This is a genomic window from Pseudomonas sp. FSL L8-0168, assembly GCF_037976155.1.
GTDB classification, from domain to species: Bacteria; Pseudomonadota; Gammaproteobacteria; order Pseudomonadales; family Pseudomonadaceae; genus Aquipseudomonas; species Aquipseudomonas paracarnis.
This window is the reverse complement of the sequence record NZ_CP150262.1, coordinates 4,813,009-4,828,285: the sequence shown is the minus strand read 5'-3', so window position 1 is coordinate 4,828,285 and position 15,277 is coordinate 4,813,009. Positions and strand designations below refer to the sequence as shown.

The 15,277-nt window shown below is 60.6% G+C and carries 12 protein-coding genes; 3 read left to right on the top strand and 9 right to left on the bottom strand.

The features are described 5' to 3' along the window. Nucleotides 1-108: 108 nt before the first annotated feature. From betA to betI, 3 genes are all read right to left on the bottom strand, one after another. A complete protein-coding gene (gene betA, locus MHH62_RS22220) occupies nucleotides 109-1,812 on the bottom strand; it encodes a choline dehydrogenase (RefSeq protein ID WP_339231911.1) in 1,704 nt (567 codons plus the stop codon). Nucleotides 1,813-1,966: 154 nt separating this feature from the next. After that, on the bottom strand, nucleotides 1,967-3,439 hold the full coding sequence (gene betB, locus MHH62_RS22215) for a betaine-aldehyde dehydrogenase (protein WP_014720261.1): 1,473 nt from the start codon (nucleotides 3,437-3,439) through the stop codon (nucleotides 1,967-1,969). Nucleotides 3,440-3,549: 110 nt separating this feature from the next. Next, on the bottom strand, nucleotides 3,550-4,143 hold the full coding sequence (betI, locus tag MHH62_RS22210) for a transcriptional regulator BetI (RefSeq protein WP_003194919.1): 594 nt from the start codon (nucleotides 4,141-4,143) through the stop codon (nucleotides 3,550-3,552). A gap of 389 nt (nucleotides 4,144-4,532) precedes the next feature. On the opposite strand from betI, the gene MHH62_RS22205 reads away from it, so the two are divergent. Next, nucleotides 4,533-6,467, top strand: a complete 1,935-nt coding sequence (locus tag MHH62_RS22205; RefSeq protein WP_224796996.1) for a BCCT family transporter — start codon at nucleotides 4,533-4,535, stop codon at nucleotides 6,465-6,467. Nucleotides 6,468-6,624: 157 nt separating this feature from the next. Here the strand turns inward: MHH62_RS22205 and choV are convergent, their stop codons facing one another. The 3 genes from choV to MHH62_RS22190 form a co-directional block, all read right to left on the bottom strand. Continuing rightward, complete coding sequence (choV, locus tag MHH62_RS22200) at nucleotides 6,625-7,803, bottom strand: choline ABC transporter ATP-binding protein (RefSeq protein ID WP_014720259.1); 1,179 nt, start codon at nucleotides 7,801-7,803, stop codon at nucleotides 6,625-6,627. Further along, nucleotides 7,800-8,645 (bottom strand): choline ABC transporter permease subunit, encoded by an 846-nt coding sequence (gene choW, locus MHH62_RS22195; RefSeq protein ID WP_003194913.1) that lies wholly within the window; start codon nucleotides 8,643-8,645, stop codon nucleotides 7,800-7,802. Before choW ends, choV begins: the two co-directional genes overlap by 4 nt. Before the next feature lie 69 nt (nucleotides 8,646-8,714). Beyond that, nucleotides 8,715-9,662, bottom strand: a complete 948-nt coding sequence (locus MHH62_RS22190) for a choline ABC transporter substrate-binding protein (protein WP_019817457.1) — start codon at nucleotides 9,660-9,662, stop codon at nucleotides 8,715-8,717. Between the two features lie 416 nt (nucleotides 9,663-10,078). Between MHH62_RS22190 and MHH62_RS22185 the strand changes: the two genes are divergently transcribed. Together MHH62_RS22185 and MHH62_RS22180 are read left to right on the top strand one after the other, a co-directional pair. Beyond that, nucleotides 10,079-11,455: an L-serine ammonia-lyase gene (locus MHH62_RS22185; RefSeq protein ID WP_014720257.1), complete on the top strand. Its 1,377-nt coding sequence runs from the start codon at nucleotides 10,079-10,081 to the stop codon at nucleotides 11,453-11,455. A 528-nt stretch (nucleotides 11,456-11,983) separates the two neighbouring features. Then, complete coding sequence (locus MHH62_RS22180) at nucleotides 11,984-13,087, top strand: GlxA family transcriptional regulator (RefSeq protein ID WP_003194907.1); 1,104 nt, start codon at nucleotides 11,984-11,986, stop codon at nucleotides 13,085-13,087. An 87-nt stretch (nucleotides 13,088-13,174) separates the two neighbouring features. On the opposite strand, the gene MHH62_RS22175 is transcribed toward MHH62_RS22180, so the two are convergent. From MHH62_RS22175 to MHH62_RS22165, 3 genes are all read right to left on the bottom strand, one after another. Then, a complete protein-coding gene (locus MHH62_RS22175) occupies nucleotides 13,175-13,438 on the bottom strand; it encodes a hypothetical protein (protein WP_014720256.1) in 264 nt (87 codons plus the stop codon). Nucleotides 13,439-13,661: 223 nt separating this feature from the next. Further along, nucleotides 13,662-14,156, bottom strand: coding sequence for a thioesterase family protein (locus MHH62_RS22170; protein ID WP_014720255.1), 495 nt, complete (start codon nucleotides 14,154-14,156; stop codon nucleotides 13,662-13,664). Nucleotides 14,157-14,258: 102 nt separating this feature from the next. Then, nucleotides 14,259-15,224 (bottom strand): L-carnitine dehydrogenase, encoded by a 966-nt coding sequence (locus MHH62_RS22165; protein ID WP_014720254.1) that lies wholly within the window; start codon nucleotides 15,222-15,224, stop codon nucleotides 14,259-14,261. Nucleotides 15,225-15,277 lie beyond the last annotated feature (53 nt).

Here is a 15,277-nt window from a genome sequence, read left to right as displayed (position 1 = left end):
GCCTCATCGCGGGCAAGCCCGGCTCCCACAGTTGACCGAGTTGTTCAGGCGAACTCGGTCAACTGTGGGAGCTGGCTTGCCTGCGATGCAGGCGCCGCGGTGCTGGAGTTACTGCGCCAACGGCCCCACTTCACGCAACGGCTTGCCACGCACCGGCGCATCGCCTGCCACGTAGTAATCCGCAGTGCTGCGCGGCAGTGGCTTGCGGCCACGGATCTTGTCGGCGATTTTCTCGGCGATCATGATCGTTGGCGCGTTCAGGTTGCCGGTGGTGATGATCGGCATGATCGAGGCATCGACCACCCGCAAGCCCTGCACACCATGTACGCGGCCTTCGCCATCGACTACGGCCATCTCGTCGGTGCCCATCTTGCACGAGCAGGACGGGTGGAACGCGGTCTCGGCGTGCTCGCGGATGAACTTGTCCAACTGCTCATCGGTTTGCACTTCGATACCCGGGCTGATTTCGCGGCCACGGTACGGGTCCAGTGCCGGCTGCTGCATGATTTCACGGGTCAGGCGGATGCCGTCGCGGAACTCCTGCCAGTCCTGCTCGGTGGCCATGTAGTTGAAGAGGATGCTCGGGTAGTCCCGTGGGTTCTTCGACTTCAGCTGAATACGGCCACGGCTTGGCGAACGCATGGAGCCCATGTGCGCCTGGAAACCGTGCTCTTTCACACCGTTGCTGCCGTTGTAGTTAATCGCCACCGGCAGGAAGTGGTACTGGATGTTCGGCCACTCGAACTCTTCACGGGTACGAATGAAACCGCCCGCTTCGAACTGGTTGCTGGCGCCGATGCCGGTGCCGTTGAACAGCCATTCGGCACCAATTGCCGGCTGGTTGTACCAGAGCAGCGACGGGTACAGCGACACTGGCTGGGTGCACGCGTATTGCAGGTACAGCTCAAGGTGGTCCTGCAGGTTTTCACCCACGCCCGGCAGGTCGTGGACCACCGGGATATCGAGGCTTTCCAGCAGTTTGGCCGGGCCGACACCGGAGCGTTGCAGCAGTTGCGGCGAAGCGATTGCGCCGCTGCACACCAGCACTTCTTTGCGCGCACGGGCTTCAACACGCTCTTCGGCGGCGCCGATCAGGTAACGCACACCGACCGCACGCTTGCCTTCGAACAACACTTTGTCAGTGAGGGCATGGGTGACGATGGTCAGGGTCGAACGCTTTTTTGCCGTGTCCAGGTAACCGCGTGCGGTGCTGGCGCGACGGCCGTTCGGCGTAACGGTACGGTCCATCGGGCCGAAGCCTTCTTGCTGGTAGCCGTTCAAGTCTTCGGTACGTGGGTAACCGGCCTGTACGCCCGCTTCAACCATGGCGTGGAACAGCGGGTTGTTGCCCGCTTTCGGCGTGGTCACGCTGACTGGGCCATCGCCACCGTGCCAATCGTTGGGGCCGATGTCGCGGGTTTCGGCTTTGCGGAAATACGGCAGGCAGTCCAGGTAGGTCCAGTCTTCCAGGCCCGGCAGCTTCGACCAGTTGTCGTAGTCCATGGCGTTGCCACGGATGTAGCACATGCCGTTGATCAGGGAAGAGCCACCCAGGCCCTTGCCGCGACCGCATTCCATCCGGCGGCCGTCCATGTGTGGCTCTGGATCGGTTTCGTAGGCCCAGTTGTAGCGGCGGCCTTGCAGCGGGAAGGCCAGGGCGGCTGGCATCTGGGTGCGGAAGTCGAGGCGGTAGTCGGGGCCACCGGCTTCCAGCAGCAAAACGGTGACGCCTTCGTCTTCGGTCAGACGGGTCGCCAGGGTGTTACCGGCAGAGCCGGCACCCACAATGATGTAATCGTATTCTTGGGACATGAATGTACCCTCTTTGAAGTGTGGTCAGGTCTGGCGAGTGCTTAGCACTCGATCGCAGGCAAACCAGCTCCCACATTTGATCGGGTTCACACAGAACAAATGTGGGAGCCGGGCTTGCCCGCGATGGCCTCACGGGCAATACAAGGCTCGGGTGTTAGAACACCGAGGCGTAATCGCCCAATTCAACCTGTACCGATTTGATGCGGGTGAAGTTGTTCAGCGAGCTGATGCCGTTCTCACGGCCCACGCCCGACTGCTTGTAGCCGCCAACCGGCATCTTCGCGTCGGACTCGCCCCAGGCGTTGATCCAGCAGATACCGGCTTCCAGTTGATGAATCACGCGGTGGGCGCGGTTCAGGTCCTTGGTGACCAGGCCAGCGGCCAGGCCGAAGTCGGTGTCGTTGGCGCGGCGGATCACTTCTTCTTCGGTTTCATAGGTGAGGATGCTCATCACCGGGCCAAAGATTTCTTCACGCACGATCACCATGTCATCGGTGCAGTCGGTGAACACGGTCGGGGCCACGAAGGCGCCTTTGGCGAAGTCGCCTTCGGTGAGGCGGTCGCCGCCGCACAGCAGACGGGCGCCTTGCTCTTTGCCTTTGGCGATGTAGCCCAGCACGCTTTCCATGTGGGCGAAGCTGACCAGCGGGCCGAAGTTGGTGTTTTCGTCTTCCGGGTTGCCGATGCGAATACGCGCAACACGCTCAACGATCTTGGCTTCGAACGCGGCTTGCAGGTGCTTGGGCACGAACACGCGGGTGCCGTTGGTGCAGACCTGACCGGAGCTGTAGAAGTTGGCCATCATGGCGGTGTCGGCGGCGCGGTCGAGGTCGGCGTCGTCGAAAATGATCAGCGGGGACTTGCCGCCCAGCTCCATGGTCACGTCCTTGAGCGAGGAGCTCGACGCGCTGGCCATGACTTTCTTGCCGGTGTCGGTGCCGCCGGTGAAGGAGACTTTTTCGATGCGCGGGTGCTCGGTCAGCCAGGTGCCGACTTCACGGCCGCTGCCGGTCAGTACGTTGAACACGCCCGCTGGAACGCCAGCCTCGGTGTAGATCTCGGCCAGTTTCAGAGTGGTCAGCGAGGTGACTTCGCTTGGCTTGAAGATCATCGCGTTACCGGCGGCCAGGGCCGGTGCGGATTTCCACAGGGCGATCTGGATCGGGTAGTTCCACGCGCCGATACCGGCGACTACGCCCAGTGGCTCGCGGCGGGTGTAGACGAAGGAAGTGTCGCGCAGTGGGATCTGCTCACCTTCGATGGCTGGCACCAGGCCGGCGTAGTATTCCAGCACGTCAGCGCCGGTGACGATGTCGACGTACTTGGTTTCCGAGAAGGCTTTACCGGTGTCCAGGGTTTCCAGGGCGGCCAGTTCATCGTTGCGCTCGCGCAGGATGTCCACGGCACGACGCAGGATGCGCGAACGCTCCATGGCGGTCATGGCGGCCCAGATTTTCTGGCCTTTTTCAGCGCTGACCACGGCACGTTCAACGTCATCTTTGGTGGCGCGTTGCACTTGGGCGAGAACTTCACCGTTAGCCGGGTTGATGGCTTCGAAGGTGGCATCGCTGCCAGCGTCGCTGTAGCCGCCGTCAATGTAGAGTTTTTGCAGGTCGAAACGGGCCATAAAGTCCTCGCAAGTGCATAAGTGGTTGGCGTTACCCGCCGAACAGTGGGCCATGGGGGTGTGGCAACACTGAGCGGCGGACGTTCAGGGGTTGAGCGGTTATGTGTGCTCTAACTCACCTGCTTGGCCAATTGGAAATCCATGTATTCGTAAGCGATCCGTTGCGCCTGCTCCGTGTCGAAAGCGTCTCCCGACAGGGCGCCGCGCAACCACAAACCGTCGATCAGGGCCGCCAGGCCTCGGGCTGCTTTGCGTGCGTGCGGCAGCGGCAGCACTCGGCGGAACTGGCAGCACAGGTTGGAATACAGACGTTGATCGTTGATCCGCTGCAACCTGTGCAATGACGGGTGGTGCATGCTGGTGGCCCAGAAGGCCAGCCAGGTTTTCATTGCCGGGCCATTGACCTGGCTGGCGTCGAAGTTGCCTTCGATGATCACCTGAAGGTGCGCCCGTGGGCTGTCATCCTTCAAGGCACGCCTGCGTTCTTGCACGTTCTCGATCAGCGCATTCATCAGGTAGCGCATCGTCGCTGCGATCAGGCCGTTCTTGTCCTGAAAGTAGTGGCTGATGATGCCGTTCGAGACGCCGGCCAGACGGGCGATCAGCGCAATGCTGGCATCTCCCATCCCGACCCGATCGATGGCCGTCAACGTGGCTTCGATCAACTGCTGGCGGCGTATGGGTTGCATACCGACCTTGGGCATGTAGCACCTCTCCTTAGGCCTGCCGATGGGCGATCCACGTCCGTCGGCTTGAGGGCCAGTCTATTTTGTTTTGATTGAACGTTCAATCAACAAAGAATAAGATCTGCGACAAATGGTCGCTGCCTACAGATGTTTCCTACCTGCGAGCCGCAACCTTCGACACCTGCAAAAACCCTTGAAACAGGCCACTTCAGAGCCTGATCACCGCTTAGGCGGGCTCAAGAATTTTGGGGTGTCTTTATAACACCCGTCCGTCGACTGCCGAAAAATCGATGTCCCGGGATAACCGTTGCCTTGTGTTTCTCTCTCGCACTGCCTGGAGCATCTGCGCCATGAGTTCTGCCTCTCTTATAAAGACCCCACCGGAAAAGGTCCGGGTCAACGGTTGGGTGTTCTACACCTCCACCGCGCTGATTTTGTTGTTGACCGCCATTCTGATCGTCGCCCCGCAGGAGGCCGGGCGCCTGCTCGGTGTCGCACAGGCCTGGCTGTCGAAAAGCTTTGGCTGGTACTACATGGTGGTCATCGCCGCCTACCTGGTGTTTGTGGTCGGCCTGGCGTTTTCGTCCTATGGGAAACTTAAGCTGGGTGCGAAGGACGATACCCCAGACTTCAGCTATGGCGCCTGGGCCGGCATGTTGTTCTCGTCCGGTATCGGCATCTCGCTGTTGTATTTCGGTGCGTCCGAGCCGTTGGACCACTACTTCAACCCGCCCGAAGGCGCTGCCGCCAGCAATGGCGCGGCACGCCAGGCGCTGCAACTGACCTTCCTGCACTGGGGCCTGCACGGCTGGGCGATCTATGCGCTGGTCGGCCTGGCCGTGGCGTACTTTGCGTACCGTCACAACCAACCGCTGGCACTGCGTTCGGCGCTGTACCCGCTGGTGGGCGAGCGTTGGGTGAAGGGCGCGGCCGGCCACGCGGTAGACGGTTTCGGCATGTTCGTGACCCTGCTGGGCCTGGTGACCAACCTGGGGATCGGCTCGATGCAGGTGTCGTCGGGGCTGGAAAACCTGTTCGGCATGGAGCACAGCAATACCAACCTGCTGATAGTGATCATCGTGATGAGCACCGTGGCGACCATCGCCGCCGTGTCGGGTGTGGAAAACGGTATTCGCCGCCTGTCCAACCTCAACATCGTGCTGTTCAGCGGTTTGCTGATCTTCGTGCTGTTGTTCGGCCCTACCTTGCACCTGCTCAATGGCCTGGTGCAGAACACCGGTGATTACCTCAACGGTATCGTGCTGAAAACCTTCGACCTGTATGTGTACGAAGGCGACGGTGCCAAGACCGAACGCTGGATGGGTCTGTGGACTCTGTTCTACTGGGCCTGGTGGATTTCCTGGGCGCCATTTGTGGGCATGTTCATCGCGCGTATTTCCCGTGGTCGTACCGTGCGCGAGCTGGTGGCTGGCGTATTGCTGATCCCGCTGGGCTTTACCCTGGCGTGGCTGTCGATCTTCGGCAACTCGGCCCTGGACCTGGTGTTGAACCATGGGGCGGTGGAGTTGGGCAAGACGGCGCTGGAACAACCGTCCATGGCCATCTACCAACTGCTTGAGCATTACCCGGCGTCGAAAGTGGTGATCGGCGTGTCGATCTTCGTGGGCTTTGTGCTGTTCCTGACCCCGGCGGATTCCGGCGCGGTGATGATGGCCAACCTGTCCTGCAAGGGCGGCAACGTGGATGAAGATGCGCCGCACTGGTTGCGTATCTTCTGGTCGGCGGTGATCACCCTGGTGACCATCGGTCTGCTGTTTGCCGGTAACTTCGAAGCCATGCAAACCATGGTGGTGCTGGCGGGGCTGCCGTTCTCGGTGGTGCTGGTGTTCTTTATGTTCGGTTTGCACAAGGCCATGCGCCAGGACGTGGCCATCGAACAGGAGCAGGCGCAATTGGCTGAACGCGGGCGTCGTGGTTTCAGCGAGCGCTTGAGCGCCCTGGACCTGCAACCGAGCCAGGCCACCGTGCAGCGCTTTATGGACAAGCACGTAACGCCGGCGTTGGAAGAAGCCGCGAGTGCGTTGCGTGATCAGGGCCTGGAAGTGCAGACCCTGCTGGGCAAATCCAAACGCTGCATCGGCGTGCGGATCGAGATGGACGAGGGTAACCCGTTTGTCTACGAAGTGAGCCTGGATGGCTACTCGGCGGCGCCGGCTGACCTGCCTGAAGAAGAGCGCACCCGTTACTACCGTGCCGAGGTGTACCTGCACAACGGGCCGCAGGAGTATGACCTGATGGGCTTCACCCAGGAACAGATCACCCGGGATGTGCTCGATCAGTTTGAAAGCCATCGGCAGCTCCTTGGCCGGGTCTATAGCTGATAGTTGAGCTGGCGGCGCCCTCACTGGCGCCGCTGTTGCAAGCATTGAATGCGGTCGAATGTGGGAGCTGGCTTGCCTGCGATAGCAAGGGTGAATCCAGCATAGCTATCGCAGGCAAGCCAGCTCCCACATTGACCGCATTCCTTCAGTTGGGGCCTTAGCCCAAGTTCTTGCCTAAGAGGGCATGGTAGAGCTCACTGTCCCCCAGTATCCCCACCACCTTGTTGTTGTCGTGCAGCACCAGCTTGTTGCCTGTCTGGTAGCGAATCTGCAGTGCATCGCGCATACCGATGTTCGAGTCCACCAGCGTCGGTACGCGGCCCAAGCCTTCCACGGCCTGCCCTGGCGCCCAGTTTTGCAGGTTCATCGCCACGCCATTCTGGCGTGCGCCCTGGATGGTGTTGCCTTCGGCCAGGTCCAGCCAGGAGTCGCCACCCGGATCAAGACACACCGAACCGTTCACGCGCTTGCAGTTGTCCAGCGTGCGCATCAGGCTACGTCCGCACAGCACGTTCAGCGGGTTGGTATGCGCGACGAAGGTGCGCACATAGTCGTCTGCCGGGTTCAGTACGATTTCTTCCGGCACGCTGTACTGGATGATCTTGCCGTCTTTCATGATCGCGATACGGCTGCCCAGTTTCAGCGCTTCATCCAGGTCGTGGCTGACGAACACGATGGTCTTGCTCAACTTGCGTTGCAGTTCCAGCAGTTCATCTTGCAAGCCTTGGCGGATCAGCGGGTCGAGGGCCGAGAAGGGTTCGTCCATCAGCAGGATATCGGCGTCCATCGCCAGGGCGCGGGCCAGGCCGACGCGCTGCTGCATGCCGCCGGACAACTCGTCGGGCTTCTTGTTGCGCCATTGGCTCAGGCCCACCAGTTCGAGTTTCTCGTCCACCAGCGTGCGCCGTTCTTTCTCCGGTCGGCCCTGCATTTCCAGGCCGAAGCTGATGTTCTCGCGCACCGTCAACCAAGGCATCAGGGCGAACTTCTGAAACACCATGGCGATGCGTTTGGTGCGCATCATTTTCAGTTCGGCGGGGGTGCAGGAGGCGATGTCGATCTGACGCCCTTCATGCTCCACAAACAGCTGGCCACGGCTGACGGTATTGAGGCCGTTGATGCAGCGCAGCAAACTGGATTTGCCTGAGCCCGAGAGGCCCATCAGCACACAGATCTCGCCTTTCTCGATATCCAGGCTGGCGTTCTCGACGCCGACGATCTGCCCGGTCTTCTTCAGAATTTCGTTACGGCTCATGCCCTGGTCCAGCAGCTTGAGCGCTTCGCGTGGGTCTTTGGAAAAGATCACGTCGACTTTGTCGAATCGGATAATGCTCATGCATCACCCCCTACTTTAGCGTCGGGTTGTTTGCAGATACGGTCGAGCATGATGGCGAGCAACACAATGGCCAGGCCCGCTTCAAAGCCCAGGGCAATATCGGCGGTGTTGAGTGCGTTGACCACCGGCTTGCCGAGGCCGTCGGCGCCTACCAGGGCCGCGATCACCACCATCGACAACGACAGCATGATGCATTGGGTAATGCCGGCGGCGATGCTCGGCATGGCGTGGGGCAGTTCAATGCGCGAGAGCAACTGGCGGCGCGAGCAGCCAAAGGCCTTGCCGGCGTCCATCAATTCTTGCGGGACGTCGCGGATACCCAGGTAGGTCAGGCGGATCGGCGCGGCAATCGCGAACACCACCGTGGAAATCAACCCAGGCACCACACCCAGCCCGAAGAGGGTCAGGGTAGGGATGAGGTAGACGAAGGTCGGCACGGTCTGCATCAGATCGAGTACCGGCCGCATCATGGTGTAGAACATTGGTTTATGCGCGGCAACAATGCCCAGCGGCACACCGATGACCACGCAGACCAGGGTGGCGAACAGCACCTGTGCGAGGGTTTCCATGGTTTCCTGCCAGTACCCCAGGTTGAGGATCAGCAGGAAGGAGGCGATGACAAAAACAGTCAGTCCCCATTTACGTTGAATAAAGTGAGCCAGCAGCGCAATCAGACCGATCAATGCCAGTGGATTGAACCAGGTCAGCGCAAACGTCACGCCGTGGATCATCGTTTCCAGTGTCGATGCGATTGCGTCGAAGTAGTTGGCACCGTGTTGGGTCAACCAGTCGACGAAGGCAGCGATGTACTGGCCTAGTGGGATTTTCTGTTCAGTCAGCATGGTAGTGAATGTCCACATGCGAAGGGGAAAACATCCCAGGCCAGCGCACCGGCCTGGGGTCAGCGGGTGCTATTTGGCGAGGTAAGCTTTAACGGCATCGAGCCCTGGTTTGCCATCAACGGTGGTGACACCGGCGAGCCAGGTGTCGAGCACTTGCGGGTTCTTCTGCAACCAGGCCTTGGCGGCAGCGTCGGCCTTCATCTTGTCGTCCAGGACGTTCCCCATCAGGGTGCTTTCCATGTCGAGGGTGAACACCAGGTTTTTCAGCAACTGGCCGACGTTGCTGCATTCCTGGGTGTAGCCTTTGCGGGTGTTGGTGTAGATGGTGGCCTGGCCGTAATTGGGGCCGAACGAGTCGTCACCACCGGTCAGGTACTTCATCTTGAAGCGGGTGTTCATCGGGTGCGGTTCCCAGCCGAGGAACACGATGGCCTGGTTGCGCTTGGAAGCGCGTTCAACCTGGGAGAGCATGCCGGCTTCGCTGGATTCGACCACCTTGAAGCCGGCGGTTTTCAGGCCGAAGGCATCTTTGTCGATCAGTGTCTGGATGGTGCGGTTGCCATCGTTGCCCGGCTCGATGCCGTAGATCTTGCCGCCCAGCTCATCCTTGAATTTGGCGATGTCGGCGAAGTCTTTCAGGCCCTTCTCATACAGCGCCTCTGGGACCGCCAGGGTGTACTTGGCGTTCTCCAGGTTGGCGCGCACGGTTTCCACGGTGCCGGCATCACGGTACTGCTTGATGTCGTTTTCCATGGTCGGCATCCAGTTGCCGAGGAAAATGTCCATGTTCTTGCCGTCGGCCAGGGACTTGTAAGTCACAGGTACCGAAATCATCGTGGTGCGCGGCTTGTAGCCCAGGCCCTTGAGGATCTCGCTGGTGGTCGCGGTGGTGACGGTGATGTCGGTCCAGCCGACATCGGAGAAGTTGACGGTCTTGCACTGTTCCGGTTCTGCGGCGTATGCCACGACTGGCAGACTCAGCATGGCGGCCAACAACAACGAGGGTGAACCTTTCATGTGGGTAGACTCCTGTGTCTTTTCTGGCGGCATTCGCCGCGCTTTATAAGTGTTGCGGTTGGAGCGTGCGACAACAGCTCTGGCGCGGTGCCTTGCAAACGAGTCGAGACTGATCATGTACCAGTGAAAATCTGACGCCTACAGGGGGCGTCGTATCCAGTACAGGGAGGGTCGCATCCAGTACCGATGACGTCGCTTACAGGTTTTTCCTAAGGTAAAACTGCTGTTTTTACCCGTCTGCACCGCAAAAAACGGCCAAAACTGGCGTTCGCACGCGAGCGCCGCTGGTGAGCATGAGTGCGTCGGTGTGAGACGCCGTGATGACGAATAAAAGCTTGATGATGCCGCCATCTGGGCGATCTGAGCGTAGCACCTCGTTCAAGCCCGGCCCGTGCTTATCGAGGAGTTTCACGTTAATGGCTATCAGCGTTTTCGACCTGTTCAAGATCGGCATCGGGCCTTCGAGTTCGCACACCGTGGGGCCCATGCGCGCCGCGGCGTTGTTCGTTCAAGGGTTGCGTGAGCGTGGGTGGCTGGAACAGGTGCAGCGTGTCGAAGTGCAACTGTACGGCTCGCTGTCGGCCACCGGCATCGGCCACGGCAGCGACACCGCCACCATCATGGGCCTGATGGGCGAATGGCCAGACGCAATCGACCCCACGCAAATCGGCGCCCGCATTCACACCCTGCGCGAAACCGACACGCTGCTGCTGGACGGGCGTTTGCCGGTGCCCTTTGTGTGGGCGCGGGACATGCGCTTGCTCGACGAAAACCTGCCGTTCCATCCCAACGCCATGACCCTGGTGGTGTTTGGCGAAAACGGCGAGCTGCACCGCGACACCTATTACTCGGTGGGTGGCGGTTTCGTGGTGGATGAAGCCCAGGCCCAAAGCGGTGTGGCGGACATGGACCGTACCGAGCTGCCCTATGATTTTTCCAGTGCCGTGGAGCTGTTGCAGCTGTGCAAGACCCACAACCTGCGCGTTGCCGAACTGATGCTGGCGAATGAAAAAACCTGGCGCAGCGAAGAAGAAATCCGCAGCGGCCTGATGAAACTCTGGCGCGCCATGCAAGATTGCGTGGAGCAGGGCCTCAAGCACGAAGGTATCCTGCCCGGCGGCTTGAACGTGCGCCGTCGCGCTGCCAAGTTACACCGCAGCTTGCAGGAGCTGAACAAGCCCAATGTGATCGGCTCGACCTTGAGCGCCATGGAATGGGTCAACCTGTTCGCCCTGGCGGTCAACGAAGAAAACGCCGCCGGTGGGCGCATGGTCACGGCGCCCACCAACGGCGCGGCGGGAATCATCCCGGCGGTGCTGCACTACTTTATGAAGTTCAGCGAAGAAGTCACCGAAGCCAACGTGGTCGACTACCTGCTGGGCGCGGCGGCGGTGGGCATCCTGTGTAAAAAGAACGCCTCGATTTCCGGTGCCGAAGTCGGTTGCCAGGGCGAGGTCGGTTCCGCGTGCGCCATGGCAGCAGCCGGGTTGGCTGAAATCCTCGGCGCCACGCCGGAGCAACTGTGCAACGCCGCCGAAATCGGCCTGGAACATAACCTCGGCCTGACCTGCGACCCGGTGGGCGGCCTGGTGCAAGTGCCGTGTATCGAGCGCAATGCAATTGCGGCGGTGAAGGCGATCAATGCGGCGCAAATGGCGTTGCGGGGCGATGGCCAGCACTTCATCTCGTTGGACCGGGTGATCCGCACCATGCGTGATACCGGGGCCGATATGCATGACAAGTACAAAGAGACATCACGAGGTGGGTTGGCGGTGAGTGCGGTTGAATGTTGAGTCAGTGACATGATCGTTCCCGCGCTCCGCGTGGGAATGCCGCCCCGGACGCTCCGCGTCCCAGGGGTGACGCAGAGCGTCACAGGATGCATGCCCACGCAGAGCGTGGGAACGAGCTGAACAGAGGAGCATCATTGCTCACAAAGTGAACACCCCAGCCAAAATCGCCACCTTTTAGCGCGTCGCAAATAGATAAGTAGCTTCCGAACGAATTCCTCCACGATCACACGCCTGATGTGCTTTGGGTGACAGACTTCTCCTACGCCCGCAAAGCGCCTTCCCACAAGTGCTACCGATCTGCTCACCCCCCTTGAACCTCGCCCGTTATGCGTCATATCCCGCACTTCACGCGTGGGCTCATATAGACGCATAAACAGGTCGTTTTCAGGAGTTCTTGAATAGCCATTCAATTTTAGGCATGGCATTTGCTCTATCAATTTCAAAGCCTCGCCTTTCCAGGACGAGTGCAATAACAAGAGCCTCGCCTGAGGCCACCACCCGCTTTGTGTGATGTGAGGAGATACCGCGATGACGTCGACCAACTCCGGGGCCCAACCCCAGAACCGTGCGCCTCAATCCATCGGCTTTTTGCTGCTGGACAATTTCACGCTGATTTCCCTGGCGTCAGCCGTGGAGCCACTGCGCATGGCCAACCAGCTGTCCGGCCGCGAGCTGTATCGCTGGACAACCCTGAGTGTCGACGGCAACCAGGTGTGGGCCAGTGATGGCCTGCAAATCACACCCGATGCCTCCATGCACAAAGCCCCCGTCCTGGACACGGTCATCGTGTGCGGCGGCGTCGGTATCCAGCGCACCGTCACCCGTGAACATGTGTCGTGGCTGCAAAGCCAGGCACGCCAGTCTCGTCGCCTTGGCGCGGTGTGCACCGGCAGTTGGGCCCTGGCCTGCGCCGGCTTGCTCGATGGCTTTGATTGCAGCGTGCACTGGGAATGCCTGGCGTCGATGCAGGAAGCCTTCCCGCGGGTGGCCATGAGCACGCGTCTGTTCACCCTCGATCGCAACCGCTTCACCAGCTCCGGTGGCACCGCGCCCCTGGACATGATGTTGCACCTGATCAGCCGCGACCACGGCCGTGAATTGTCGGCCGCCATCTCCGAGATGTTCGTGTACGAACGCATCCGCAACGAACAGGATCACCAGCGTGTGCCGCTCAAGCACATGCTTGGCACCAACCAGCCGAAGCTGCAAGAAATCGTCGCGCTGATGGAAGCCAACCTCGAAGAGCCGATCGACCTGGACGAACTGGCGGTGTATGTCGCCGTGTCGCGCCGGCAGTTGGAGCGGCTGTTCCAGAAATACCTGCACTGCTCGCCGTCGCGTTATTACCTCAAGCTGCGCCTGATTCGTGCACGGCAGCTGCTCAAGCAGACCCCCATGTCGATCATCGAAGTCGCGTCGGTGTGCGGGTTTGTGTCCACGCCGCACTTTTCCAAGTGCTACCGCGAATACTTCGGCATTCCGCCACGGGATGAACGCGTAGGCTCCAACACCACCCAGCAAGTGGCGATGATGCCGATTCCGCCGGCACTGGTGTTGTCACCGTTGTCGGGGCCGATGTCGGCGTTGAGCCAGGCGCGCAATGAGTCGACCTTTGCCAGTGTAAGGCTCTAAACCGAGCCGTCTGCATCGCAGGCAAGCCAGCTCCCACCTTGGAATGCGTTCCCCTGTGGGAGCTGGCTTGCCTGCGATGGCGGAGTTTCAGGCGCCAGAGTTCTGTTTGAACTGCATCAGCGCCGGCAGCAACTGTTTGTCGATCGCCTGCCTCACCGCCGGCAAAATCGTCGCGCTGCCGCTGTACATCTGTTCCACCATGCCCTTGAGCGCCTTGGCCCGCGCTTCGCTCAACCCGCGCACCGCACATTCGCAGGCCTGCTCGGCGGTAGCGCCGCTGGACACGTCAAAACCCAGGGAGCGCAGTTGGCTCAGCAGGTCATCCTGGTCAATCAAATCCGCGTGCATCATGACGGTCATCCTGGTGTAGGGAGCGGGAATGACTTGGATTCTGGTAGGCCCCAGGACTGGCGGCAAGGGCAGAATCCACCGATGGCTCGGATGGCTATGAACAGGTCGTTTTCGAGGTGCTTGACCCGGCCCGTAACGGGCACACTGAACCCAGGCACGCAGCTTGAAGGTTTGGTCACCCTCGAAATGCACGGCTCACACAAAGCACTCTGCCCCGATCCCGTCACGGCTGGATCGGGGCTTTTTTTTGCGCGGGCAGCCCGATCACCCGGCCGAGTAGGGCTGGCCGGGGTAGATCGGCGTGTGCCTGGCTGAGAGCGATGAGTTTTTCCAGGGTCGCGCCGGCAAACGGCGCCGACTGCGGCCCGGCCAGATCGACATGCAGCAGCATCTGTTCGTTACCCGCCAACTCGCGCTCTTCGCCCACAAGGTGCAGGCTGTGATAGAGGTGCAGGCGCTTGGCGTCGTGGGCGATCAGTTGGGTATGCACCTCAACCTCGGCGCCGAGCTTTACCTCATGCAGATAGTTCAGGTGCAACTCTAGGGTGAACAGCGAGTGGCCGCTGGCTTCGCGGTTTTCGCTGTCCAGCCCCAGGGTGTCCATCAGCGCATCGGTGGCGTAGCTGAAGATCAGCAGGTAGAACGCGTCACGCAGATGGCCGTTGTAGTCAACCCAGTCGGGCAGGATTTTGGTGGTGTAGGTGGTCAGTGCGGGCATGGCATGAATCCAATTTGGTATGCGGTCAAATGTGGGAGCTGGCTTGCCTGCGATAGCAAGGGTGAGGCCACCGCCATCGCAGGCAAGCCAGCTCCCACAGGGTTATTCGGCGAAGCTCATGCCGTGCTTGGCCTTGGTTGTTTTTACGGCTTCCAGCACCGCCAGCAGGCAGTCATCACGATAGCGCTCCAGCGCCGAGATGCTGCGGTTACCCAACTGCTCAGCGGTGCCATCGACCACATCATCAATCAGCTTTTCAGTCAATTCAGGCGCCGGTAGATAAGTCCACGGCAACTGCAACGCCGGGCCGAACTGGGCCATGAAGTGGCGCATGCCAGCATCGCCGCCCGCCAGCGTGTAAGTGAGGAAGGTGCCCATGAACGACCAGCGCAACCCGGCACCAAAACGAATGGCATCGTCGATTTCGCCGGTGGTCGCCACCCCGTCATTGACCAGGTGCAGCGCCTCTCGCCACAGCGCTTCCAGCAGGCGGTCAGCAATAAACCCAGGCACTTCCTTGCGTACATGCAGCGGGCGCATGCCGAGGGATTCATACACGCTGATTGCTGCCTGGATCGCCTCTGGCGCGGTGTTTTTACCGCCCACTACCTCTACCAACGGCAACAGGTAGACCGGGTTAAAGGGGTGTCCGACTACGCAGCGTTCCGGGTGGGTAGAGCCCTCATAGAACTCGCTGGGCAACAGCCCGGAGGTGCTCGAACCAATCAAGGCATTCGGCTTGGCCGCGGCGCTGATCTGGCTGTGCAATTGCAGCTTCAACTCCAGGCGTTCGGGAGCGCTTTCCTGGATGAAGTCGGCGTCTTTTACGCAGTCTTCGATGGTAGCGACAAAGCGCAGGCGGTCCTGGGAGGCGCCGGGCGCCAGGCCCTGTTGTTCAAGGGCGCCCCAGGCGTTGGCGACGCGTTTACGCAAGGCCGCCTCGGCACCGGGGGCGGGGTCCCAGGCCACTACATCCAGGCCATGGGCAAGAGCACGGGATACCCAGCCGCTGCCGATGACACCGCTGCCCAACGCAGCAAAGGTTTTGATTTCGGTGATAAAGCGCATGGCATATTCCTAAAGTGTTCGATGGGCCTTTGTGGGAGCCGGGCTTGCCCGCG